Below are 25138 nucleotides of genomic sequence, written 5' to 3'. Positions count from 1 at the left end.
CCATTTTTAGTTTAAATGATTACATTTATCCCATGAAAACCTTCGCCGATCAAGTTGTTGAATTCAATAAAAATTTACACTATTCCGGAAAGCTTCCCAAAGATTTTCAGGTATTAAATCCTTATCTTGATAATCCTGAAACGATGGAAGTCATGCAAAAGTTTTATCATAAATATTACAACGATTCCAGTCAAAGAAAATTTATTATTGGAATCAATCCGAGTCGTCACGGAGCAGGAGTTACCGGCGTTCCTTTTACTGATACAAAACGATTAGAAAGTGTTTGCGGAATAAAAATGGAATCAGCTTATACTCATGAAATTTCTTCCGTTTTTATGTATGATATGATCGCAGAATATGGAGGAGCAGAGGAATTCTACAAAGATATTTATATCAATTCACCTTTTCCTTTGGCGATTGTTAGGAAATCAAAAGGAAGCTGGATTAATGCCAATTATTACGATGATAAGACACTTTTCAATGATGTGAAAGATTTTATGATTGATTCTTTGAAAAAACATATCAGCTTAAATCTTGATACTTCAGAAGTGTTTATTTTAGGGAAGAAAAATGCAGATTTCATTTCAAAATTGAATGAGGAAGCTCATCTTTTCGACAAAATGACGGTTTTGGAACATCCCAGATATATTCAGCAGTATAAATCTAAAGAAAAAGATTTGTTTATTGATAAGTATATTTTAGCCCTTAAAAACAAATGAAATCAATGCTGAATAAATAAGATTATGATAAAATATTTTGTTGTACAGAGTTTCGTAGAAACGCAATCTGTGTAGAAAAATAGTTAAATCTAATAGCGCGTTCCGTAGGAACGCTATCCAAAAAACACAATGATGCCAAACACATACACCCAAATTTACATTCAATTGGTTTTTGCTACAAAAGGCAGAGAAAGCAAAATAACTAATTTAATTCGTGATGAAATAGAAAAATATATTTGCGGAATTTTTAATAACAAAGGACAAAAAGTTTTAGCGATTTATGCCAATCCTGACCATATTCACATATTTTTTAGTTATAAAAATTTACAGATTACTATCTCAGATTTGGTGAAGATTGTAAAGATAGAGTCGACAAATTTTATTAATGAAAAGAAATTGACCTTAAATCATTTTGCATGGCAACAAGGTTATGGAGCATTTTCTTACGGAAAAAGTCAAAAAGAAAAGGTTGTTCATTATATTTTGAATCAGGAAACTCATCATAAAAAGAAAAGTTTTAAACAAGAATATATCGAATTTTTGAACGCATTTGAAATCGAATTTAAAGACGAATATTTATTTGAATTTTATGATTGAAAAAAGATAGCGTTCCTACGGAACGCAAATTGCACCGGTCATTAACAATTCTACACAGATAGGATTCCTCCGGAATCCGCGAAAAAGTTAATCTAAAAAATATAAAATAGTTATGCCCTGGAATCCCGAAGTTTACAATCAGTTTAAAAATATTCGTTATCAGCCATTTTTTGATTTAGCAGAAAATATTTCATCAGATGGCTTAAAAAAAGCAATTGACATCGGTTGCGGAACAGGCGAACAAACCCATATTCTGTCACAAAAATTTAAAGATGCTCATTTTTTAGGAATTGATTCTTCGTCAGAAATGCTTGAGAAATCTTCCAATCTTGAAAATGAAAGACTACGCTTTAAGCAACAAACCATTGAAGAACTGTACAATTCGGATGAAAAATGGGATTTGATTTTCAGCAACGCGGCGCTCCAATGGTCGGATGATCACCAAAAGCTGTTTCCAAAATTGCTTTCTTTATTAAGTGAAAACGGACAGTTTGCTGTACAAATGCCGGTTCAGCCTGAAAATTTGCTTAATCAGATTTTGTTTCAGCTGGCTTCTGAAGAACCTTACAAAACTCAGCTTAATAACTGGAACAGAGTTTCTCCGGTTTTAAGTTTGGATGAATATGCTAAAATGATGTTTGATGCAGGTTTAAAAGACTTCAATATCTCCATAAAAGTCTATCCAATTATAGCAGACGATGCCGAAAAATTATTTCAGTTCATCTCTGGTTCGGCTTTGATTCCATATTTGGAAATTTTAGATCAAGATCACCAAGAGAAGTTTATAACTGAATATAAAAAGAAAATTTCCGAAAAATTTGAAAACTTCCCTGCAATTTATGCGTTCAAAAGGATATTATTGTACGGTAGAAAATAGAATGGTATTACTGAAAAAATAAATTCCCCAGTAAAAGGGGAATTTTCATTTATGCTTAGAATCGTTTTTTTTGAAAACAGTTAATGGTTATTAAAAGTTTTCATGGGAATTAGTTTAAAAATTTTTTGTTGAGTCAAAGTAACGGATTTCCGGTAGACTGCGGTAGCGTACAAATACCCAATTTTAAAATACGTATTTATACTGATTGTGATTTTAATGAAGAAATTATAAGCATTAAATTTTTTAACCGAACAATTGTTAGTATTTTTGTTTGAATCCAATATCAGATAAAAATGAGTGATTTTGTAACATCAGAAATTAAAAATAATATTGCCGAAATTACATTCGGAACCGCAAAAAGCAATGCTCTTCCCGGAGCAATTCTTGAGAAATTAGCACAGACTATTCTTGACGAAAGCGCAAGAAATGAAGTCAAAGCTATTCTTGTAAAAAGTGAAGGTGAAAAAGCTTTCTGTGCAGGTGCAAGTTTTGATGAACTTCTGGCTATCGAAGAATTGGGAGCTTCTACAAGATTTTTCGGAGGTTTTGCCAAAGTTCTCAATGCAATGAGAAATTGCGGTAAAATTGTTGTGGTAAGAGTTCAGGGAAAAACTACCGGTGGTGGAGTAGGTTTGGCTTGTGGTGCAGATTACTGTTTTGCAACCAAAGATTCTGCTTTAGCTTTAACTGAAATTAATTTGGGGATCGGACCTTTCGTAATCGGACCTTACGTTGAAAGAAAAATAGGTAAATCTCAGTTTTCGGCAATGGCGATTGATGCAGATTTCAGATCGGCAGATTGGGCAGAACAGCACAATATTTACCATTCTGTTTCTGATACGGTTGCAGAAATGGATTCTAAGCTTGAAAAATTTTTAACGACACTTTCTACAAGAAGTGAAGATGCTTTAGCTTTAATCAAAAAAGTATCTTGGGAAGGAACGGAGCATTTCAACGAATTGATGCCTGCAAGAATTCATATGAGCGCAAGCTTGATTTTAGAAGATTCTGCGAAGAAAAGTATAGAAGCAATCAAAGAAAGATTGAGAGCAAAATAAAAAATAAAGCGTTGAGTTTTCAGCGCTTTATTTTTTGTATTCTGATTTTAACAAAGAATATAGAACCGAATCTTCGAAAGTTCCGCCAACATGATAATGTTCTCGAATAATACCTTCTTTCGTAAAACCAAAATACTCCAGTAACTTTTTGGATGGGGTATTATTTTCGTCGATCAAAGCTTCAATACGATTAAGTTCTATCTGATGAAAACCATATTCAATGACTTTTCCGAGAGCTTCTTTCATAAATCCCTTATTTTTAAACTCGTCAGAATTTAAAGCATATCCTACTTCAGCACGCTGATGTTGCGGATTCCAGGAATGAAAACCACAATTGCCGATAATGGTATTGCTTTGCTTTTCTACGATTTGAAAATTCAGCATTTTCTGATTATAAGATTCGTATCCTTTTTCATGAATTCTTTTCTGTCGGGCAAACTCTTCTTCGTTGGTAATTCCTAATATTTTTTTGATTTCGTGTTCATCAATTGTTTTAAAAATGGTGTTCATCGTTTTAGAATCCAGTTTTTGAATGAATAAACGTTCTGTTTCTATGGTTTCAAATTTCATTGTTTTTCGTTTAAATTAATGTAATTGATGTTTAAGATTTGATTCTCGCTGATGGTGCAGATTTCGTAGATATAAAAAATTAAAAAAACTGCGTGAAACTTACTAATCTTTCACTAGTTTTTTAATAGATTAATGGAAACCGTTGCCAATTCAGAATTAGGGAATTTTCTGAACAAATCTTTATCTGTTTTTAAGCCGGCTTCAATGCAGATCTTTTTAAAAACTTCCACCTCCAGAATATACTGGTCAGAAAAACCATGCGTTGCTTCATAAGCTGTTGCCGGAGTTTTTCCTAAATTTTTAGCTGTAAGTTTAGAATCTAAAGCATGAAGTTCAATGATTAAGAGCCCGTTTTTCTGAATATAAGGAAGCCAAAGCTCAAGATGTTCTTTTAAGCTTTCTTCAACAAGATCATTGGATAATCTTTTTCCACGATAAGCAAATGCTCCTGTTGAGGTGCTTATTCTTTGGGGGTGATTGTTTTCAGGCGTTTTCCATACTCTGTTGTGATCGAGAAAAGTTCTAATGTTTAGTAAATCCGAAAGATCAATTTCATAGTTTTCCTTTAAATCTTCAGCCAATTGTTGAGGATTTCCGATATCTCCCCAGATTACTTTTGCCCAAATATCATTATTAATGAGATTGGCTCGTGTTACCTTTAATGCAGCCTGATTATAATCTGCGCCTACCAGAAAAAGCGGATGCTCTTCCAACATTTTTCCACGGAGCGTATGTCTTTCGATGGTTTCAAAAATGTGTTGGATGAAAGCGCCGTTTCCACAACCCATATCAAGAACACCTTTTGGTTGCAGATGAATCGGCTGATTGAAAATCTGAATAATAAAATCATTGGCAACTTTAAAATAATTCGCATGAGAACCGCCACTTCCCCAAACATTCATGGCTCGGTCAACGTGAATTTCGTCTTCGCCTTCTGCAATTTCTCTGATTTTTGAAGCATTTCCGAACAATAGCTCATCCATTTTATTCAGTAATGGGAGATAAGAAACTGTAACTCCATAAGAAGCGGCTCGTTTTGCAAAATAAATTCCGGTTTCGGTAAATTTATAATTGTCATTTGATTTTTTAAACCAGCCTAAATGCGTCATAAAATCTAAAATCACTTCAAAATTCTCTGAGTTTTTATGAAACTCTGCAGCCTGAAAAGATGTTTCCATAAAATATTTATGAAACATTCCCGTCATTCCTAAATAGACAATTACCGGACTGATGATGGAGCCTTCAATATGCTTTAAAATCTGTATCTGAACATCTTTTTCGTCAGCAGAATCTGAAAGATGAATTCCAAAATTATCTTTAAGTGTACTGCTCAATTGCTTAAACTCTTCAATAAAAGTAGCTTCATTGATTTGATTTTTAATGTCTGTAGAAAGTTTTAGAAAAGAAATGACTTTCAGATAGAGTAAGCCATATTTTTGTAGAAACTGCGTTTTTTCATTGGCTGAAATGGTAATAACATCATTCTCATTATCGACTTCATAATTCAGAAAATCCTGAGAAGCCAAAGTACGAATTGCCACATTCAGATAACCTTCATTTGCTTTAAAATTTTCTGAAAGTTCACTTAAAATCACTTCTTCTCTTTGTATGATGAATGTAATGATTTCCTTTTTAAGCAAAGAAGCAACGATTGGCGCAGTAACTACACCATCCAGATGTCTGAAAATTTCTGACCGCAGAATCTCTTTATCCATAAATATGTTTTTTCTAAAGTTAAGAATTTACATAAATTATTTGCAGAAAAATTTTGGAGTTTCAAAATTAATTATAACTTTGTAATTCAAAGTTCTTTTATATGGATTCGAAAAACTATCACGAAGACTTATCGCACATACGTTCCATGATGGAGCGTTCTTCAAGGTTTATTTCATTAAGCGGATTATCCGGAGTGGTTGCTGGTTTGGCTGCAATCATTGGAATGGGATATGTCTGTTTTGTATTTAAGAGAGAAGGACTGAATTATTTTGAAGGTGAGAGAATCACATTCAGTAAGAGTATGGTTAATGAACTGGTCATTACCGGAATTGTAATTTTAGTAGTTGCCATTTTAAGCGGATATTTTTTCACTGCCAATAAAAGCAAAAAGAAAGGCCTGAAAATTTGGGATGCGACAACCAAAAGACTTTTGTTTACCTTTGCAATCCCTTTGGTAACGGGCGGATTGGTTTGTCTTGGGCTGTTGTATCATCATTTGTTTTCATTGGTTGCTCCGGCTACATTGATTTTCTATGGTTTAGCATTGGTAAATGCAGAAAGATATACTCTCACAGATGTAAAATATCTGGGATTTTGCCAGATTGGTTTAGGATTGATTTCGTTATTCTTTTTAGGATGGGGATTAATTGCCTGGACTTTTGGCTTTGGCGTTTTGCATATCGTGTATGGTTTGATTATGCATAAGAAGTATAAGTAATAATGAAAAGTTGGAAATCAATTTTGTTATTTATTTTGATAATTCTTGTTGCTGTAAAGTACATTGATTTAACAATAGAGTATCAAGACAATGATTTTATATTTGCCGGATTTATCATAGGATTTTATCTGTTATTGTTTCTAATTTTTGGAACTATAGCTTTAAATATTGAATTTAAAAAATATAGGCTTTTAAAAGATTTAAAAGTTTTTAAACTGACTACAATGTCGATCTTGATTGTTTTTGTTGCATTAGGAATGCATACGTATTTTGCAGTTAGAGATTCTTCTAATATTATTTTAGAAGCAGAACAAAATTTCGATCTGAATCATATTAAAATAGAACTTAGGGAAGATAAAACATATAAATTCACAAATGGCTCTGCGTTAGGAAACTCATATTGTCGTGGAAATTATATTAAAAATGATTCAATTATTACAATTGATACTGCTAGTTCAGATAAGTTGTTACAATCTAATCAATTAGCAATCAGGGGAAATCTAATATATATGATAGACTCAAATCATAGAATTGTAGATTCTACATTCTATTTTATATTAAATAATTAAATAATGATCAACATCAGTCAACTCAATAAAGAATTCGAAAGCCGTGTAAGATTGGGCATTATGTCCGTTCTTATGGTCAACGACTGGGTTGATTTTTCTGAAATGAAAAGCTTATTGGAAATTACTGACGGAAATCTGGCAAGTCACAGCAATGCCCTTGAGAAGTCAAATTATATTGAAGTAAAAAAAGAATTTGTGGGTAAAAAGCCGAAGACTTCTTATCGTGTAACTCAAAATGGAAGAACTGCTTTTACAGAGCATTTAAATGCTTTGGAAAAACTGATCGGAAAATAAAAGCTATATTTTTTTGAAAATAAACTTTGAAATACAAAGTACTTTATAAATTAAAAATAAATAAAATAATGACACACAAACAAACCACTTTAGCAATTTTTGCTGTTCCTGTACTCTTATTGGCAACAGCATTTTTAGGAAACATCTTTGTAGAAGGATGGAACTGGTCGAAATTCGATTTTCTCGTAGCCGGAATTCTGCTTTTCGGAACGGCAGGCTTAATAAGCTTGGTAAGAATGGTGGTTAAAAACAGGAATTATAAGATTATCATTAGTCTTGTGATCGTAGCCATTCTTGTTTTAGTCTGGATGGAACTGGCTGTAGGAATTTTCGGAACTCCGTTCGCTGGAAGCTAATTTTTTACAATTGACACATTTGTCATTCTGAGCGAAAGGAAGAGTAGCGAAGAATCTTATTAAATGAGATTCCTCCTTTGTCGGAATGACATCAAAATTAATTAATCAAAAAATACAAAAGTAATGACCAGAAAAAAATTTCTCAAGAGACTTTTGCAAATTTCAGCAGCCGGAGCTCTACCTTTTCTTTATTCATGGCAAATCGAACCGTTTTGGGTGGAATTTGTTGAGAGAAAACTTCCCATTAAAAATTTACCGGAACATTTAGCAGGAAAAATTTTAGTGCAGATTTCAGATTTACACGTCGGAAACAGATTCGACTGGAATTTTCTCATAGAATCTTTCGGAAAAGCAAAAGAATTCAATCCGGATTTTGTGGTATACACAGGCGATTACGTCAATCATGGAACATCTGAAGATCACAAAAGTTTAGAAAAAGTGATGCAGAACGCTGTTTTCGGAACATTGGGAACTTTTGGAATTATGGGAAATCACGACTATGGAAAAAACTGGAAAGATCTGGGTTCTTCGGAAGAGATCAGTCGAATTCTGGAAAATAATGGGGTGACAATGCTTAAGAATCAGCAAATAGAATCTCACGGTTTGAATATTATTGGTTTTGATGATCTATGGTCGCCCAATTTTGATCCGATGAAAGTGATGAAAGATTACAATCCTGAAAAAGGAAATCTTGTACTGTGCCACAATCCTGATGTTTGCGATAGAGATGTCTGGAACGGTTATCAAGGCTGGATTTTAAGTGGTCATACTCACGGCGGACAATGCAGACTTCCGGGAGTCATTACTCCAATCCTTCCAGTGGAAAACAAAAAATATGTTTCCGGAGAAATTGATTTGGAAGATGGAAGAATGCTCTACATCAATCGTGCTTTAGGACATTCCTATCAGGTAAGATTTATGGTTCGTCCCGAAATAACGGTTTTTACTTTAACTCAAGCTTAAAAATTTAAAGATGAAAAATAAAGATATTATTACTGTAGGAAAGATCTCCTTTTGGCTCTTCTTTATATTAGGAAATATTTGTCTTTTTGGATATTTAGTTACTAAAATTGAGGCTTTTGCTTCCTATGGATTTTTACTGCTGTTTTTTGCAGCTCCAGTTAATTTAGTTGTGATTGCTATACTAATTATTTATGGATTATTTAATAAACATTACTTAAAAGAATGTATAAAAGCAGCATTAATCATTTGTATAAATATTCCAATCGCAATTCTGTATTTCTATCTAGGAATTTTTCTAATGGGTTTTAGTTCTAATTAATTTTCAAAATAAAATACATAAACTATGAAAAAACTACGCACAAAATTTATCATTTTCATGTACGAAAATTCCCAAAAACAGTACAGGAAATATTTCAAAAAGAAAAAAAGACAATGGCAGTTCAATGAAGAGCAACTGTTGAGTTTCAAACAAGATTCTTTGGGACGAACTTTAGGTGAATTTTACAAAAATCATGGTTTCAGAATGATTCCGAAGATGGAAAATCACGATGTTTATCACCTGATTACCGATTGTAGCACCAATATTCAGGATGAAATTGCAATGCAGTATCTTCTTTTCGGAAACGGAAAACGCAGCGCTTACCTTCTTGGTGTTCTTGCTTTGGGAACAATCGTTTTCCCTGAATATTTTAAAAATTATTTACAAGCTTTTAAAAAAGGTCAACAAATGAAAACTTTCCATCATTGGAATTTCGAAGAGCTTTTATGGCAAAATTTCGACAGTCTAAAAGATTTTATCAAACAAAAAGAAACTCCGGTTTTCTATTAATCTCAACCTCAATCTTAACCTCATGAAAACACATCACTATATATTTCTCAGCACCATCGCATTTATCATTTTGTTTTATAACGAAAATGTTGGCTTAAATCTTAGTATTTTAGGTATTCTATATGCGATCCTGACACTTTTGAAAACCCCGGAAAGAAACCGCAGTAAAGTATTTCTTCTGCTATTCGCAACGAGTATTTTGTCGGGCATTGCATTTGCCTGGTTCGGCGATATCAGTTCGTTTCTGGCTTTAATCATTTCACTTTTGCTGCTTTCTTTCCGGTCAAAGAACAGAAGATTGAAAAGTCTTTTTCTCGTTCCGGTTTTTGTGATCAATTTTTTCACATTCTTTTGCCGGGTTTTTAGTTTCGAAGACTGGCTTCCTAAAAAAAATATACCGAATCTGTTTCAGAAAATATTTGCTTTCGCAGTTGTTCCTTTAGTTCTTGTATTGGTGTTCTTTGGTATTTATGCCGGAGTTAGCGACCATTTTGCGAATCTTTTCAATGATTATGAATTTGAATTTGATTTTTGGCAGATCATCAGGCTTGTTGTTTTTGGTTTTTTTATCGCTTTTAATTTTTGGAATTTCAAGGTTGAAAAGTTTCTGTATAAGCAAAATCACTTCTTAGATAATAATTTTCAAAACAATGATCCCGCTTTAAAATCTACTTTTTCTTTTATGGATCTTAATATAGAAAGAATCAGTGGAGTAATTTCTTTGCTTATGTTAAATATTTTGCTTGTTTTCTTTATCATTGCATACAATTACGAGCAGTTTTATGAAGTGGTAAAAAGCCCGGTGCAACTCTCTGAAGAAACTCATGAAAGGGTAAATTCAATTATACTTTCTATTATTCTGGTAATTTTAGTGATGATGTTTTATTTTAAATCAACTTTTAATTTCGATTCTAAAGCAGGTTTATTGAAAACACTTGCCAAAGTATGGTTATTTCTAAATGCAATCCTGATTTTTTCCGCGATGTTAAAAAATACAGAATACATTAATAGTTATGGCTTTACCTACAAAAGACTCGGAGTTTACGCTTTTCTGCTTTTATCTTTGATTGGTTTGGCGCTTACATTTATTAAAATTCAGTACAAAAAGAGAAATGCCTTCCTTTTCAACTCGATGAGCTGGTTTTTTTATGGAATGGTTTTAGTATGCAGTTACATCAACTGGGGTGGTATCATTACATCTCAAAACATGAAACGTTCTGATTTTGGGGTTGATTATCATCTGAATTCAATCTGGTTCAGCGAAAAGCCTCTTTTGAAATATGCAGAAGAAAACAAAGATACTGAACTTAAAAAAGAGGTTTTAGAACAAATAAAAACCAAAAAATCAACAACCGTTTTATCTAAAATTCTTTATTATGAAACCATTCAAAGCAAATAGTATGAAAAAGTCAGCTCTTATATTGCTCCCGTTGATAGTTTTTTCCTGCAAAAAAGCAGTTCCTATGTCAGAGAAAAAAACGGATTCGGTTATTGTTTCCGAGCAATCTGCCAACACTTTGCCGTCAGATTCACAAGATTTGAAAATCAATCATGATAGCCTTAAAACCATTCAGAAAATTGACAGTGACGCTGATGAAATAAAAAACGGACAAATCATTAAAGTAGTCGACGGTGAAAAGCTTCCATTATTAATTGATGAAAAATTTACCGATAAAAACCAAAAGCTTGTTCTGAAGATCAGGAATTACAAGAAATCAAGTTTGAAAGCTTCTATTTTACCTCAGAATAACAAGATGAACATCCGTTTTAACCAAATCAAAACACCCGATGGGAAATTCGACGGGCCTTTCGGCAGAGAACTCTCTTACGAGATTCCCAAAAATGGTGAAGTCTGGTTAATTATAGGTAAAAACCTGATGGCAGAAGGGGAGATTGCTGGTGATTTCTCTGTAAGGATAGAATAAATTTGGTATACTTTGTGCAAGGGTACATTTAAATTTTAATCCTATGAAAAATATATTTTCATTAGCAATAGTGTCTTCCATGGCTTTAGCAAGTTGTGGAGCAGTACAGTCGATTGTACAGAATACTTTTCCTTATACTGCCAATGTTTTGGTTTCTACGGGAGTTCCTGCGAATAAGGAAGTTTCTTCCACCGCTACTGCATCGAATGTGCAGACTTGGGTAGGAGGAAATAATAATGCGCAGATAAAAGATGTAAGAATTTCTGATGCTAAAATTTCTGTAGTTTCACCGAGTGGTGGTACTTTAAATGCTTTGAAATCTGTAAAGGTTTATATTTCATCAAACGGTACAAATGAAAAACTCGTGGCTTCAAGATCTGATATATCAACGAATTCTTCAAGCTTAAATTTAGATCTTAACAATGATGGCGGTTTTCTGGATAGTATCGTGAAGAGTACGGGTTTAACGGTAAGAACGGTTTATGAACTGAAAAATCAGACGACTTCCGATATGAATTTGAAAGTTTCCCTTAATTTCAGCAGCGTACCTGTAAGATAGTTTATTATTAAACAAAAAAATAAAGCTTTCCGACATTGGAAAGCTTTTCTTGTATATAAGTTATGGTGAATTTGTGTTATCTGATTTTATAAATTGACAGCTCTGCCGAAGCATCTGTTAATACACCCAGAGCTAAACCTCCGGTAAGAACTCCAAACCTGATTCTTTCTCCAGCATTGAACTGATAAATATGGTTTATCTGTCCTTGCGTCAATGCAAGATTTCCTAATGATAGCGTAACGTTTGGTAATAAAGGCTGCAACGGGATGGTAAGATTTCCTAAACTAATGCCTCCAAAATAACGATAATCAATAGGTGTAGCAGCAACTGGTAGACCACCTGCTGGAGATTTCGTGATAATAAGTCCTGGCCTATTTGCTCCTAAAACTTCTAACCTTAAACCTTGGCCGGTTCGATAACTGTAATTAATGTGATAAAGCCCCGTTGACGGAACGGTGTAATAAGAGTCACCAGGCGAAGTTGGCCCGGTGCCAATAGTAGTGGATATATTTGCTATTCCAGCGACATCCAGATTGATGTCTACGACAGGAGTAGTAGTTGGAGTATTTACACTGGCAGTTGGAAGTGGTATTATCTGCACGGTATTATTCAAAAGATTTAAACCGACTTGTAACAGTGATAATCCACTATTTATTCTTGCCGCATACGCTCCATCACCCGTACCTGTGGGAGTGGTTGTCGTTGGAAGCTTGTTCCAAAGCCCAGTTCCTGTGCCGTTTGATGCATTTGCATCATAAATAAAGAGCCCCGTACTGTTCACCCCGACTGTCTTCGGTCCCGTAGTAACAGCAGGAGAGGTAACGTATACAATGGCACCATTTTGCGCTGCAGCATAAGCGCCTTCTTTCAGTCGCAGTGAGTCTCCGGAAATTCTCGGCGGAATGATTCCGTCAGCAAAAGAGAGTTCTGTTCTTTTCTGAACGTGTAATGTCGATTTGGGATTATCGGTGTTAATTCCCACTTGAGCGTTTATGCTATAACCTAGCATAAAAAATAGCATGATAAAATAGCATTTTTTCATATTAAAGAGTTTTAGGTTTCGGTTCCTAAAGGTAATAAAAAATACTATATCGTTAACGTAAATTGCGTTTTTTTATGAATTATTGCGTTTTTCCGTATAAATACGGATGCCTAGGTGTGAATATGTGGTATTTTTTGCGAATTTTATAGATCGTCTCTATTGTGTGTTCATAATTCATTAGATAATGATAATTATTGTATAGATTGAGATGTCTACGATTTTGTAAATGAATCGATTACAATCGTTACTGGTCCGTCATTGATCAATGAGACTTTCATGTCTGCACCAAAAATTCCGCTTTCAACTTTAAGATCAGATTTTGAGAGTTCGGTTTTGAAATATTCAAATAGGGGAATAGCTTTTTCTGGTTTTGCAGCTTTAATGAAGGAAGGTCTGTTGCCTTTTTTGTAATCCGCAATTAAAGTGAATTGGCTGATGCACAGAATTTCTCCTTCTATATCTTTTATAGATAAATTGAGTTTGCCATTTTCATCGCCAAAAATACGAAGGTTCAGAATCTTTTGAACGATCCAGTCTGCATCTGTTCTTTCATCATTTTCATCAATTCCTATTAAAAGCATAAAGCCTTTTCCTGTTTTCCCTACTATTTCTTCATCTACTTTTACGTGAGCTTCAGAAACTCTCTGTACTACAACCTTCATTAATTATATAAACTTAAATTTTTTGTCGCAGCATCGTAATTCCAGAAATACGTTTTAGGTGGTAGAGAAGATCCTGTAGTTGGTTGTCCGCTTAATAAGATCCATGTTGCGTTGTCTTTTGGGCAAATAATGCTGATGCCATCTTTTACTTCTAAGGTTGTATTGTTTTCCGGACAAATATGAGGTGCATTTCTGTCGTACACTTTAAATGATGCAGGGTTGTCTGCCGTTCTTACGACGATCAGGCCTCTTGTTCCTGATTGTTGTTCATCCACATAAATCCATCCTCCAACGAAGTTGAGGTTGTTATATGCTGCAAGATTTAGGTTTAAATTGACACTGATCGGCGTTAAAGGAAAGCAGCTTACCGTATCATCACGGTTACTGCAGGAATTTATATTTAAAATACTGAATGTCAGTAAGATGAAAATTGATGTGATTGAGAAAGTTTTTTTCATTTGAATATAAATTTTTATATATTTGTAGAACAATAACGATTAACACGCAAAAACATTGTCCGGCAAATGTCGGATAATTTTTTTATACTAAAACAAAATTTTAAGATTATGGCAAGCTATGTAACCAAGGAAGGTTTGGACAAAATGAAAGCCGAGCTGGAGCAGCTGGAAACGATTGAAAGACCAAAAATTACTCAACAGATTGCAGAAGCAAGAGATAAAGGAGACTTGTCTGAAAATGCAGAGTATGATGCCGCTAAAGAAGCACAAGGAATGCTTGAAATGAGAATTTCTAAACTGAAAGATGTGATTTCAGTCTCAAAAATTATAGATGAAAGCCAGCTGGATACCTCAAAGGTTTCTATTCTTACAACGGTAAGACTTCTAAATAAAGATACTAAAAAAGAACAGGTTTTCACTTTGGTACCTGATAATGAAAGCGATCTGAAAAGCGGGAAAATATCAGTAAATACCCCTATTGCTAAAGGTTTATTAGGTAAGGCTGTCGGTGAGGCAGCAGAAATTGTACTTCCAAACGGAAATAAATTGTCGTTTGAAGTTTTAGAAATAACTTTGTAGATAAATTTAATGAAGATAATATGAGTACGATTTTCACTAAAATTATCAATGGCGAAATTCCTGCATACAAAATTGCAGAGGACGAAAACTTCGTGGCATTTCTTGATGCGATGCCTTTGGTAAAAGGTCATACATTGGTTGTTCCTAAAAAAGAAGTAGACCTTATTTTCGATATGGAAACAGAGGAATACAAAGGTCTTTGGGCCTTTGCTCAGGAAGTTGCTAAAAAAGTGAAAAATGCAGTTCCTTGCATAAGAGTAGGAGTGGCAGTAGTGGGATTAGAAGTTCCGCATACTCATATTCATTTAATTCCTCTAAACAAAATGGAAGATATGAATTTCAGAAACGAAAGGCTGAAACTTAGCCCGGAAGAATATTCAGAAATTCAAAATTCAATTATTAATTCTTAACAAATATCAGAGAATCGTAAAAAAGTAATTTTTTACGATTTTCTTTAAAATATCTATATTTAAAATGAATCCAAACCAATGTTCTTTCTGTGGTAAGAAAAGAAATGAAGTGCAGATGCTGATTTCGGGACAAAATGGCTTTATTTGTGAAAACTGTATCGAGCAGGCTCATTCCATTGTAAAAGATACAGTTTCTTCTGCCGGTTTTTCACCTGCAGAAAGTATTGATGAGCTTAAAAAACCTAAAGAAATTAAAGAATTTCTGAATCAATACGTTATCGGGCAGGATCAGGCTAAAAAACAACTTGCAATTGCGGTCTACAATCATTATAAAAGACTTCTTCATGCAAAAGAAGAGAATAGAGAGGTAGAGTTGGAGAAATCCAACATCATTATGATTGGTGAGACAGGAACAGGAAAAACGCTTTTGGCTAAAACAATTGCTAAAGAATTAAATGTTCCTTTCTGTATTGTTGATGCAACGATTCTTACGGAAGCGGGATACGTCGGTGAAGATGTGGAAAGTATTCTTTCAAGACTTTTAATGGTTGCCGATTATGATGTCGAAAAAGCAGAAAAAGGAATTGTCTTTATTGATGAGATTGATAAAATTGCTAGAAAATCAGATAATCCGAGTATCACGAGAGATGTTTCTGGTGAAGGTGTTCAGCAGGGTTTACTGAAGCTTCTGGAAGGAAGTATCGTAAATGTTCCGCCACAGGGTGGAAGAAAGCATCCGGATCAGAAATACATCCAGGTGAATACACAAAATATTTTATTTATTGCTGGCGGAGCTTTTGATGGTATTAAAGAAATCATTGAAAGAAGAATGAATAAGCAGGCAATTGGTTTCAGTGCAGAAAAAATCAATAAAGTAGAAGAGGATGAATATGTATTAACAAATATTAATGCCATCGATCTTCGTTCTTTCGGATTAATTCCCGAACTTTTGGGAAGATTTCCAATCATCACATATCTCGAAAAACTTACAAAAGAAACGATGATCAGGATTATGAAAGAGCCTAAAAACTCAATCGTCAATCAGTTCGTGGAACTTTTTAAGATGGATGGGACAAAATTAGTCTTCACTGATGAAGCAATAGAAAGTATCGTCGATGAAACAATGGAAAAAGGTTTAGGAGCAAGAGGACTTCGCGGAACCACCGAAAAGGTGCTTGAAGACTACATGTTTACGGTAGGTGATCACGATGAAATAATATTAACAAATGATAATATTTTGATTAATAAATAATTTTAACTTTTTTTTTAGAAAAAAATTATATCTTTGCATAGAATATTGTACTAACACAAAAACTGAGATACAATGAAAAAAAATTTATTAACTATAGGGCTTTTAGCGATTGGGTTATCTGTTCAGGCGCAGGTACTACTTCATGTAGACAATACTGCTAAGATGTATGTGAGTAACGGAACTCTTGTTTATAACGGAGGCGGTCTTCAGACAAGAGGTTCCGGAAATATTGACCTTTATGGAAACATGATGGTCGTGGGTAACGGTTCATCAGATGTTCTTAGAACCATTACTACTACTGCAACAGATCCAAAGACAGACGGTACAAATATTGTTCTTCGTCTGAATCCTGGTGCACCTGTAAGTGCAACATATGGTCAGCTTTACATCACGGGAATACCTCAAGGAAATATCACGGGTATTGTTGATAAAGAGTATGCTGCTACAAAGCACGGTGCATATCAACAGTTTGGTATTCCTTTCATCGGAAAATCTTTCTCTGATTTAGGTACTGAACTAGGTGGCGGAGCAAATGCATTCAATAATACAAGATGGGGTGGAAGAGAAATCCTGAAGTGGAACAATGCAAGTCTTCGATGGGACGGATCAATCCCTGTAACTGCTCCAATCACGAGTTTCACCCAGCCAGGAATCACTATTGATGCTTTGTCTCCTACAAGTGTAACTACCGCTGCAGATAGAACTGCCTATTTTACAGCAGGAACTACAAACTGGACTACGGAAACTCTTCACACAGTTAAAGGTTCTCCTTTTGCGGATGGAATTAACGGTGCAAACAGAATTCCATTAACATCAGCTCCGCAAACGGCCGTTTCTTTCGGTTTAGGAACGGGTAACAATCAGAATTTCTATTACGAGCAATATAAAACTTATATATTCGACAGCTTTAGTACAGCAACGGCTTGGACAGGAGATTGGGGGAAATTTACCTATCAATTCTCAAATCCATATTTAACGAATATTGACCTGTCATTGATAGCTTATGACGAAGGAACTGCAGTTACGGATAACAATGATTTTGGAAACAATGTTTGGGGTATAAGTGTAGATCCCCAGAATGTAGTTTATAATTCAACTACAGGTACAACATCATCGTATGCGACAACTCAAAATCTTACTTTTTCGGCAAGTGGAGTGCCAAACGGTAATTATGATGCGCTTGTTATAAAGCCTTTGGGTACTTTCAAAATTAAATTAAGAAATGGAACAGATCAACTGCTAGATTTTGATAATTTAAGAAGATTCAGTGCTACTCCAAGAGCTGCCACCACTTCATATGGTGTAACAGCTGCTAAAAATACAAACTACGGAACGATTAAACAGTTAGGAGTTTTAGCTTTAGACGCTAATGGTAATCAGATTGGTGAAACTTATTATGTGGTTTCTCCTGATTATGCTACCGGTCATATCCAAAACTCTAATACAAGTTCTGTTCAGGCAGTTACTACTCCGTCTGCAATTATTCAGACTTTTGAAGAAAGTGCTACAGGAGGAATTGATCCTAATTACTCTTCTACTTATAGATTATACATTAACGAAGCAAACGAAACCAATTATCTTGGTAAGAGAATTGACATGAGTGTTTTCGGTAATAATGTAGCTTCATTAAAGTTTGAGATCAGAGATAACGCAAATTTGGTAGCAAATAATACTCATGTTCTTTCAGGCGGAACAGGATTCTATTATTCAGTAGCAAATGGTCAGGCTGTACAGATTAAACAAGGAGATGTAATTCCTGTTTCAAATACCAATTATGGTCTATACTACGGTGCTCCTCAGAGTGTTTTGGGTACTGGTGAAGTTAAACCTCAATCTAGAACTTTGATTACGTATCATCCTGCTATCGATAATTATATCGTTCGATTTGATCCGGAATGGAAATCTGCTTCTATTGAAGTATTTGATGCAAGCGGAAAACTAGTTGTTTCAGAGAAATCTGTTAAAACGAATACTGACTATGTTATAAAGCTAGATTCTCAACTTAAAGCTGTATATGTGGTTAAAGTTGTAGGTAATGACGGAACTATTGTAAACTCCAAAATATTAATTAAATAAAACATGATGATGAGATTTTTCGACAAAAAAATACTTTTAGCACTATTTGTTGTGTCTTTTAGTTTAGTGAATGCTCAATCAAATGGTCCAGGTGTGCCGTGTGGGGCTCCAATTGCAGGGTCACCTCCTTGTAGTCCGACTTCTCCGATTGACATGTATGTTTATATTTTGGCTGCGGTTGCAATTCTTGGAATTGGTTTCTTCGCTACAAAATACAGGACTCAAAAAATATAAAAATTATATTAAAATATGTAAAGCTCTCTGATTAGTCAGAGAGTTTTTCTATTTTTACATATTAAATCCCTACGAATACCGAAGTAGGTATTTGAATAATGTGATTATTACTATAAAATAATTAATATCTACTTATGAAAAAGATATTTATGCTGTCAGGAACTGTATTTGTATTTTCAATGAATGCACAATTTTCTGTTAATATACAGACTCAGCCAGATTTTAATGAACAGGATGCTGTATTGTATACTCTGAATGGTTCTAAAGACATCATTTTTACTAAAGAAAAAAATAAGAATAATTCATGGACTTTTAAATATCCAAAAAATTATTCCGGAATGATGAAAATATATTTTCCCAATACCAATAATTCTGTAAGCTTTATTTCGGAAAATAAAAATGTAAACATTAAGCTGGAAACCAAAGCAAATAAAATTCAGAATATTATTTATCTTGACGAAGCGAATGAGCTGATGAATAATATACAGGAATCTTCTCAGAAAAAAGAAATCATACTTCCTGCTTTAGCTCAGATTAAAGAATATTATAAAGATAATACTGAGTTTGGAAAAGCTTTAATCAGTGAAATGGGAAAATTGTCTGGGACAAATTCAGTTGATCAGACTAAAAACCCTTTCGTATATTATTATAATACAAATTACAACAAATTTCTTTCTAACGATTCTTCTAAAAAAGCAACTCAGGAAGAGATTGTAAACTTTATTGATAAATCAAACGATATGTTGGAGAGCTCCTCGCTTTTAAGACCTCTTTTGGTTTCATATCTGAATGTGGGAGGAAATACAAATGTCAGCACATCTGTGGATACACTGATCAATAGATTGAATGTAGAAACTCCGAGAGGACAAACGGTTCTTTCTGAATTGATCGATATTTTTGATGTCTATGACATGAACGAATTCAAGACCAAATATCTTACTCTTGCTAAAAATTTAAAGTGTACGATAAATGATCGTCTTGCATCAACTTTAAAATCTAATGCTGCAACCGATTTAGGAGCTGTTTTTCCGGCTTATAAATTCTATTCACCTGTCAATACTACGGCAAAGACCATTGCGGATGTAAAAGCTGATAAAAAGGTAATTGTATTTTGGTCTTCCACTTGTTCTCATTGTGAAAACGAATTACCAAAACTGTTGACAAAATATAAAGATCTTCAGGATAAAAATATCCAGGTAATAGGTTTGTCTTTAGATACAGATAAAAATTCGTATACCACAAAAATTGCTGCTTTTCCATGGATCAATGATTCGGAATTGAGGGGTTGGAACAGTTCTTTTGCGGAAACTTACAATATTCATGCAACACCTACTTATTTTATTTTGGATGCTAACAATAAGATAATCAGCAAGCCAAATCATGTTGGAGATGTTTTGGAATATTTAAAGCTAAAATAATTTTGGAGGTTAGTAAATATTTTCTATATTTGCACCACCAAAACGGCGAGGTAGCTCAGTTGGTTAGAGCGCAGGATTCATAACCCTGAGGTCACGGGTTCAATTCCCGTCTTCGCTACATATTTTAAACCATAGATTTTTATCTATGGTTTTTTTTTGATCTATCGTATGAAAAAGCTTTGCTTTAAATTTTTGCGAAGTAACAAATGCCTATCGAAAATTTCATTTTCTTCTTGAAAATTATATTTTATGCTTCTTACTGAAGCAATTTGTACTTATTTTTCTTTTAAAACTACAATTTCAAGTTTGCTTAGCATCATGAAATTGTAGTTTTATATTAAAATTGGTTAATTTTTTTTATTCGTATGCTATTTTTATTGTTTTTAAAAAATATTATTGTTTAAAGTAAATTTTATTAATTTTATTCGCAAAATTAATATTTTAGCGATAACTGTAAATCTATATTTAGAGATAAATATAAAATCTTAAACTTTCAAATCATAAATTTTTCATAAAATTGTAAGAAAAAGTATTGTAGCATTTTGAAATTAAAAATAATATTGTAATTTTACAAAGCCTTGAATGAGGGAACAAGTCAAGGTAATAAATTTTTTTTCATCATTTGTGTTTTTAGAATCGTATCGCCTGATACGATTCTTTTTTTTATTTTTTGTTGATACTTTTATAACGAACTAAGAGATCGATGAAATAAGAATAAGTAACAGACCCTTCCTGCTGATTGCTTTTTAGGAAAAGATTATTGGTGAAACCGAAAAAGTCATTAAGCAATCCTTGATGCTCCGAAATAAACTTCTTTTCATTAAGTCTGTCGCGTTTCATTTCATCAGAATAACGATCCAAAATATTTTTCACAAATTTTTCATCTTCATAGATGATCGAGTTTAGAAGGCTTTTTAACGTAAAATATTCTGTGCTGTATTTCAATTCCGTATTTGTGGAGTTTGTCCCAATCAGATACCCGATAAAGTTAGCTTCCTGCTCTCTTGCGAAACCCAATTGATGAGAACTTTCATGAGCTAATGTAAAAGGCAGATAAGAAGACGGTAATTCGGTATTATATTGTGCTTCTGCGGTAAAAGGGTTGTAGTATCCCAGAATCCCTGTAAAACTCATTACATTCTCAAATAAACTAGGTTTAAATGAATTTATATTATCAGTTTGTTTGTTAGTTATAAAATTTGGAAGTTTTTTTTGCTGCTGTAAAATTTCTTTCTCTATCGATTTTAGATCTTTAATCATAAAAACCCCATCCTTGTCTTCCTGAACTAATTTTCTTGTTGCTTTCGCTTTTTCTAAATAATCAAGAGCTAAAGCTTTTCTTTTTTCGAGGGTAATGGCTGCTTTTGGGAGTTTTGAAATAATCGGAGTCTGGAAATAGAGCATTCCCCAAAAAATCTGGTAAATGAAATAGGTGATGTTTAAAACAATTAAAATGTTTAATAAAGCATTGTTTCTTGTTTTCTTTCGGAATAATTTAATGATTAAATACACCAAAAAAATTCCGAACAATACATAGATTACATCTCCAATTGAAAAAGGAATCCAGGCAAACAAAAGCTGATGGATTTTTTTCTGAATCTCAAATAAGTTTTCAAAAAAAGAAACTGCAAATTTTAATTTTGAAAAAATAAAAAACAAAAGAAATTGGGCAAGTAAAATACCCGCCCAAAATCTTTTTTTATGATATGATTTTACCATAATTAATGTCCTGCTGATGATGTTTCACCCATTACAATTCCCTGTTTTCTAAGAAGTCTCGGTGTTAAGAAGCCGTAAAAAGCTAAGTATGCAAAGCAAATGATAGGGATAACGTAAGAGAAGTGCGTCCATGTGATTCCCATGATACCTTCCGGGCTTGTTTTATCAAAATCGCAAATCCAGCCCTGGATAAGCGGAATAATTCCTCCTCCTAATATCATCATGACAAGGAAGGAAGAAGCTTTTCCTGTGTTTTTGCCAAGTCCCGCAATCGCAAGGTCAAAAATTGACGGCCACATGATGGAACAAAAAAGACCTCCTGAAATAAAGAAATATTTTGCAATTTCTTTATCCGGATACACCAGTCCCAAGATCATCATGATCACGCCTGCAATTCCGAAAATCATAAGTGTTTTTCCTGCCATTTTCCCTCCGATAAAACTCATGATAATAAATGCCAGAATCCAGAAAGCGTACACGTAAAAACTTGAAACATCTTTACCGCTAAGTTCATTTGCGAAAATGATAATCGCAAAGGCAATAAAAGGAACTATGAATTTCATTACCGTATTCATGGTTTTAGACATCTTAAAAACGTTGATACTTCCGCTCCATCTTCCAATCATCAGACTTCCCCAGTATAATGATACAAATGGGGCAATATTGTGTTCAAGTACACCTCCAAATTCTTTTGTATGCAACAATGCAGGAAGGTTACTGATAATAGAAACCTCGACACCAACATAAATAAAAATGGCAAGCATCCCTAAATAAAGCTGCGGATATTTTAAAATGCTGAATTTTGTCGATCCGGTTTCAATTGCTGCCTCTTCTTCTTTAGCAGGGTCTTCAATTTTTGAAAACAACATAAAAATAGCTACCAGAATAAAAGCAATACCCAATCCAATAAAAGGCATTTTAACCTGCTTAAGATGCTCTTTTACAAAGCCAACCGGATATTGAATGCTAGTGGATTTTTCTTTTATTTCACCCAGTTTTTTTGTGTATGCATCAACCTGAGAATCATTAGCAGAAAGATTTTGATCAATAGACTGTATCTCTGTATCTAAAGACGAAATATTTTTTTCAACTTTAGCTATAACTTCCTGTACTTTTGCAGGGTCATCCTGATTATCTTTCTGAAGCTCAGTAATATTCTGAGATAACTCATTTTTATGAGTGAGGTACTCAGTTTTTACAATTTCAATTTTTGATAAATGATCGGTTTTTGGCTGAGAATCTTCTTTATTTCCCATTCCAAATAAAATAATTCCTAAAAGAATGGGTCCGATGGTGGTTCCCAAAGAATTGATACCTCCTGCAAGTGTAAGTCTGTGTGCTCCCGTTTCCGGACTTCCCATTTTAATGGCAAGTGGGTTGGCAACAATCTGCTGTACAGAAAATCCTAATCCTACAATAAATAATGCCGACAGGAAAAACCAGAAATTGGCAGCCAGTGCAGCCGGTACAAAAAGAAATGCGCCTACTGCAGAAAGACACAAACCTACCGCCAAAGTTTTTTTGTAACCAAACTTCTGGAGAATATCACTTTTTAAGGAAATGATAAAGAAGATAACAGATCCTACAAAATAGGCAACATAGAAAGCCCATGCCACAAGCTGGCTCTGAACCTGCGAAAGAACAAACCATTTTTTGAAAACAGGGATCAGTATATCATTATTTGCCGCAACAAACCCCCAGAAAAAAAATACGACAATTAACGATAGAAATTGTGACCATTTGGTCTGTTGATTAGAATCCATAGATTATTAATAATTTATTATCAACAAATATATATTTTTTCTTCGATTAACGATGTTCTATCAAGGTTTTTTTTATTGTCTCAAAAGCAGACAATTTTAAATTTTTCGGAGAATCGGCAGGTTCGAGAATATCATTGAAATATACTTTTACTTTTCCGGGATAGCCTTTAGAATGATCAAACGGAAACATTTCTTTTAAACCGATAAAAGTAAACACCGCAATAGGTGAGTGGTGTTTTGATGAAAGAGTGAAAGCTCCGTCTTTAAATTCATCCAACATAATCGAAGTGTCATCGGGAACTCCACCTTCCGGAAAAATGACGATGCTGTTGCCTTCTTCCATTTTTTCGGCACATCTTCTGTACACGTCAGCTCGGCTTCTCGCGCTGCTTCGGTCTACCATCACACAGATTCTTTTATAAATCGTTCCGAAAATAGGGATTTTTACCAGTTCCTTTTTTCCAACATAGCAAAGCTGGTGATTCGGAAATAAAATACAGGGAAGCATAATGTCCATGATCGAAGTATGATTCGAGATGACAACGTATTGTCTGTTTTTATCAATTTTTTTATCAGTGAGATTAATGAGTTCGTATCGTAAACCCATTCCGAAAAACATTCCGAAACACCAAAGTCTGATGAGTTTATAGGCGTATTTGTAATTTTTTTTATTGAAAGATAAAATGTAGACAGGTATTCCTAAAGCAATTGTCAGAACAAATGCAATGATGATCAGCCAGATTCTCCAGAGGTAATTTAAAATTGTAGTCACAAATCAACCGTTAAATATTACTTTTTTCTTTACCGAATAATTAAGGATGGAAACAAGTAAGATTGCCGCAATTTTACTGATGATTTCCGGACTCAAGGTATAAAAAATTAAATTGATATTGTCTTTGAAAACAAAGCTGTAAAAAACCTGGAAGAAAGTTAAACTTAAAATCGTCGAAATGAAAGAAACTACCATGAAATAGAAAAACTCTTTTTTCTTAGAATGCTTTCCTCTTTCGAAAACAAACCAGATGCTCAGAAAATAATTGAATAAAATTCCGCAGCTCGTCGATAAAATATTACTTAAAGGGTAGTGTATCCCGTGAAAATTCTGCTCCTGAGCAATCACTTGTGGTAGGTAGGTACTGAAGAATTTAAAGCTTCCGATTTCCACCACCGCACTGAGTCCGCCTGCAATAATAAATAATAATACCTGTTTCTGGCGTAGTAATAATGCTCTCATTTATTTTAATAATACGCAAATTTATAACTATATGTTAAACAGTGAAAAAAGTTGTTAAATTTTTTTTCACATTAAAAATAATTTCTAAATTTAATTTTCAGAACGAAAGAAATTGTACCTGATAAAAAATTCATTTTCAACTTTTTCTGTTGATGGTCTTTCTATCTTGTAGTGCATGATGAGAAGTATCTGCGCAAGTTTTTTAAACCACATTAATCTAAATATTTGTATGAAATCTCAAAACAAATACAGAAAATTTCAGCTTCAGCAAAAAAATATTGAAGTTTTGGAAAAAGAAAACTCTCGTTTCAAGAGAGTATATTCAGAGTACGAAAATATGTCTAACGATCTTTGGGATCTAGAGAACTCAGACGGAGATCCTATTCCTGACGATTTTATCACTGCTATTCAATTACAGACCGCGTATCTGGAAGAAGAAATAGAAGACTGGCTTGTACAATTCAATCAGAACAAAAACGAAATCAAAAGCTAATTTTAATCATAAAAAAGGGTTTCCATATTTGTTTTTAAAGGCTATGTA

The 25138-nt window shown here is 33.8% G+C and carries 29 protein-coding genes and 1 tRNA gene; 21 read left to right on the top strand and 9 right to left on the bottom strand.

The features are described 5' to 3' along the window. Positions 1-32 precede the first annotated feature (32 nt). From BM371_RS17155 to BM371_RS17140, 4 genes are all read left to right on the top strand, one after another. Positions 33-719: an SMUG2 DNA glycosylase family protein gene (locus BM371_RS17155; protein ID WP_034679218.1), complete on the top strand. Its 687-nt coding sequence runs from the start codon at positions 33-35 to the stop codon at positions 717-719. A 132-nt stretch (positions 720-851) separates the two neighbouring features. Then, positions 852-1316 carry an IS200/IS605 family transposase gene (tnpA, locus tag BM371_RS17150; RefSeq protein WP_034679305.1) on the top strand — a complete coding sequence of 155 codons (465 nt, stop codon included), beginning with the start codon at positions 852-854 and terminating at the stop codon, positions 1314-1316. A gap of 112 nt (positions 1317-1428) precedes the next feature. Next, a complete protein-coding gene (locus BM371_RS17145; protein WP_034679219.1) occupies positions 1429-2193 on the top strand; it encodes a methyltransferase domain-containing protein in 765 nt (254 codons plus the stop codon). A gap of 293 nt (positions 2194-2486) precedes the next feature. Next, on the top strand, positions 2487-3251 hold the full coding sequence (locus tag BM371_RS17140; protein WP_034679220.1) for an enoyl-CoA hydratase/isomerase family protein: 765 nt from the start codon (positions 2487-2489) through the stop codon (positions 3249-3251). 27 nt (positions 3252-3278) lie between these two features. On the opposite strand, the gene BM371_RS17135 is transcribed toward BM371_RS17140, so the two are convergent. Together BM371_RS17135 and BM371_RS17130 are read right to left on the bottom strand one after the other, a co-directional pair. Then, a complete protein-coding gene (locus tag BM371_RS17135) occupies positions 3279-3821 on the bottom strand; it encodes a GNAT family N-acetyltransferase (RefSeq protein WP_034679221.1) in 543 nt (180 codons plus the stop codon). Between the two features lie 113 nt (positions 3822-3934). After that, positions 3935-5536, bottom strand: coding sequence for a class I SAM-dependent methyltransferase (locus tag BM371_RS17130; protein WP_034679223.1), 1602 nt, complete (start codon positions 5534-5536; stop codon positions 3935-3937). A gap of 101 nt (positions 5537-5637) precedes the next feature. Here BM371_RS17130 and BM371_RS17125 point away from each other — a divergent pair, with 101 nt between their 5' ends. The 10 genes from BM371_RS17125 (at position 5638) to BM371_RS17080 (ending at position 11750) form a co-directional block, all read left to right on the top strand. Next, a complete protein-coding gene (locus tag BM371_RS17125; protein ID WP_034679224.1) occupies positions 5638-6255 on the top strand; it encodes a hypothetical protein in 618 nt (205 codons plus the stop codon). 2 nt (positions 6256-6257) lie between these two features. Beyond that, positions 6258-6824 (top strand): hypothetical protein, encoded by a 567-nt coding sequence (locus BM371_RS17120; protein WP_034679225.1) that lies wholly within the window; start codon positions 6258-6260, stop codon positions 6822-6824. 3 nt (positions 6825-6827) lie between these two features. Further along, positions 6828-7118 (top strand): winged helix-turn-helix domain-containing protein, encoded by a 291-nt coding sequence (locus BM371_RS17115; protein ID WP_034679227.1) that lies wholly within the window; start codon positions 6828-6830, stop codon positions 7116-7118. 68 nt (positions 7119-7186) lie between these two features. Then, complete coding sequence (locus BM371_RS17110; RefSeq protein WP_034679228.1) at positions 7187-7474, top strand: membrane protein; 288 nt, start codon at positions 7187-7189, stop codon at positions 7472-7474. A gap of 123 nt (positions 7475-7597) precedes the next feature. Beyond that, entirely contained in the window at positions 7598-8437 is an 840-nt protein-coding gene (locus BM371_RS17105) for a metallophosphoesterase (protein WP_034679231.1), read from the top strand. Positions 8438-8447: 10 nt separating this feature from the next. Then, positions 8448-8756 carry a hypothetical protein gene (locus BM371_RS17100; RefSeq protein WP_034679233.1) on the top strand — a complete coding sequence of 103 codons (309 nt, stop codon included), beginning with the start codon at positions 8448-8450 and terminating at the stop codon, positions 8754-8756. 24 nt (positions 8757-8780) lie between these two features. Then, positions 8781-9266 carry a Coq4 family protein gene (locus tag BM371_RS17095; RefSeq protein ID WP_034679235.1) on the top strand — a complete coding sequence of 162 codons (486 nt, stop codon included), beginning with the start codon at positions 8781-8783 and terminating at the stop codon, positions 9264-9266. A 22-nt stretch (positions 9267-9288) separates the two neighbouring features. Then, entirely contained in the window at positions 9289-10665 is a 1377-nt protein-coding gene (locus tag BM371_RS17090; protein ID WP_034679238.1) for a DUF4153 domain-containing protein, read from the top strand. 64 nt (positions 10666-10729) lie between these two features. Then, positions 10730-11191, top strand: a complete 462-nt coding sequence (locus tag BM371_RS17085) for a hypothetical protein (RefSeq protein ID WP_228376808.1) — start codon at positions 10730-10732, stop codon at positions 11189-11191. Positions 11192-11234: 43 nt separating this feature from the next. Beyond that, a complete protein-coding gene (locus BM371_RS17080; RefSeq protein WP_034679241.1) occupies positions 11235-11750 on the top strand; it encodes a hypothetical protein in 516 nt (171 codons plus the stop codon). A 76-nt stretch (positions 11751-11826) separates the two neighbouring features. Here the strand turns inward: BM371_RS17080 and BM371_RS17075 are convergent, their stop codons facing one another. The 3 genes from BM371_RS17075 to BM371_RS17065 all read right to left on the bottom strand — a co-directional run bounded on the left by BM371_RS17075 (position 11827) and on the right by BM371_RS17065 (position 13912). Continuing rightward, entirely contained in the window at positions 11827-12792 is a 966-nt protein-coding gene (locus tag BM371_RS17075; protein WP_143106494.1) for a hypothetical protein, read from the bottom strand. Positions 12793-13004: 212 nt separating this feature from the next. Next, positions 13005-13454, bottom strand: a complete 450-nt coding sequence (dtd, locus tag BM371_RS17070) for a D-aminoacyl-tRNA deacylase (RefSeq protein ID WP_034679245.1) — start codon at positions 13452-13454, stop codon at positions 13005-13007. Beyond that, on the bottom strand, positions 13454-13912 hold the full coding sequence (locus BM371_RS17065) for a hypothetical protein (RefSeq protein ID WP_034679308.1): 459 nt from the start codon (positions 13910-13912) through the stop codon (positions 13454-13456). Before BM371_RS17065 ends, dtd begins: the two co-directional genes overlap by 1 nt. 108 nt (positions 13913-14020) lie before the next feature. Between BM371_RS17065 and greA the strand changes: the two genes are divergently transcribed. The 6 genes from greA to BM371_RS17030 all read left to right on the top strand — a co-directional run bounded on the left by greA (position 14021) and on the right by BM371_RS17030 (position 19999). Then, positions 14021-14491: a transcription elongation factor GreA gene (greA, locus tag BM371_RS17060; protein WP_034679246.1), complete on the top strand. Its 471-nt coding sequence runs from the start codon at positions 14021-14023 to the stop codon at positions 14489-14491. 20 nt (positions 14492-14511) lie between these two features. Then, positions 14512-14901, top strand: a complete 390-nt coding sequence (locus BM371_RS17055) for an HIT family protein (RefSeq protein WP_034679247.1) — start codon at positions 14512-14514, stop codon at positions 14899-14901. 64 nt (positions 14902-14965) lie between these two features. Next, positions 14966-16153 (top strand): ATP-dependent Clp protease ATP-binding subunit ClpX, encoded by a 1188-nt coding sequence (gene clpX, locus BM371_RS17050; RefSeq protein WP_034679248.1) that lies wholly within the window; start codon positions 14966-14968, stop codon positions 16151-16153. 72 nt (positions 16154-16225) lie between these two features. Next, a complete protein-coding gene (locus tag BM371_RS17045) occupies positions 16226-18229 on the top strand; it encodes a T9SS type A sorting domain-containing protein (protein ID WP_034679249.1) in 2004 nt (667 codons plus the stop codon). A gap of 368 nt (positions 18230-18597) precedes the next feature. After that, positions 18598-19881, top strand: coding sequence for a peroxiredoxin family protein (locus BM371_RS17035; protein ID WP_034679250.1), 1284 nt, complete (start codon positions 18598-18600; stop codon positions 19879-19881). 44 nt (positions 19882-19925) lie between these two features. Beyond that, positions 19926-19999, top strand: a tRNA-Met gene (locus BM371_RS17030). 545 nt (positions 20000-20544) lie between these two features. On the opposite strand, the gene BM371_RS17025 is transcribed toward BM371_RS17030, so the two are convergent. Genes BM371_RS17025 through BM371_RS17010 form a run of 4 tightly spaced genes read right to left on the bottom strand, consistent with a single transcriptional unit; the run spans position 20545 to position 24597 of the window. Further along, positions 20545-21600, bottom strand: coding sequence for a DUF3810 domain-containing protein (locus BM371_RS17025; RefSeq protein WP_034679251.1), 1056 nt, complete (start codon positions 21598-21600; stop codon positions 20545-20547). Positions 21601-21602: 2 nt separating this feature from the next. Then, positions 21603-23363, bottom strand: a complete 1761-nt coding sequence (locus BM371_RS20840) for an MFS transporter (protein WP_034679253.1) — start codon at positions 23361-23363, stop codon at positions 21603-21605. Between the two features lie 46 nt (positions 23364-23409). Beyond that, positions 23410-24135 (bottom strand): lysophospholipid acyltransferase family protein, encoded by a 726-nt coding sequence (locus BM371_RS17015; RefSeq protein ID WP_081874592.1) that lies wholly within the window; start codon positions 24133-24135, stop codon positions 23410-23412. 3 nt (positions 24136-24138) lie between these two features. Beyond that, positions 24139-24597 (bottom strand): GtrA family protein, encoded by a 459-nt coding sequence (locus tag BM371_RS17010; RefSeq protein ID WP_034679255.1) that lies wholly within the window; start codon positions 24595-24597, stop codon positions 24139-24141. 229 nt (positions 24598-24826) lie between these two features. Between BM371_RS17010 and BM371_RS17005 the strand changes: the two genes are divergently transcribed. After that, positions 24827-25090 carry a hypothetical protein gene (locus tag BM371_RS17005; RefSeq protein ID WP_034679258.1) on the top strand — a complete coding sequence of 88 codons (264 nt, stop codon included), beginning with the start codon at positions 24827-24829 and terminating at the stop codon, positions 25088-25090. Positions 25091-25138 lie beyond the last annotated feature (48 nt).

This window comes from Chryseobacterium formosense, from assembly GCF_900116415.1.
GTDB classification, from domain to species: Bacteria; Bacteroidota; Bacteroidia; order Flavobacteriales; family Weeksellaceae; genus Chryseobacterium; species Chryseobacterium formosense.
Note: the sequence above shows the minus strand (reverse complement) of the source record. Positions and strands in the feature narration are given on the sequence as shown.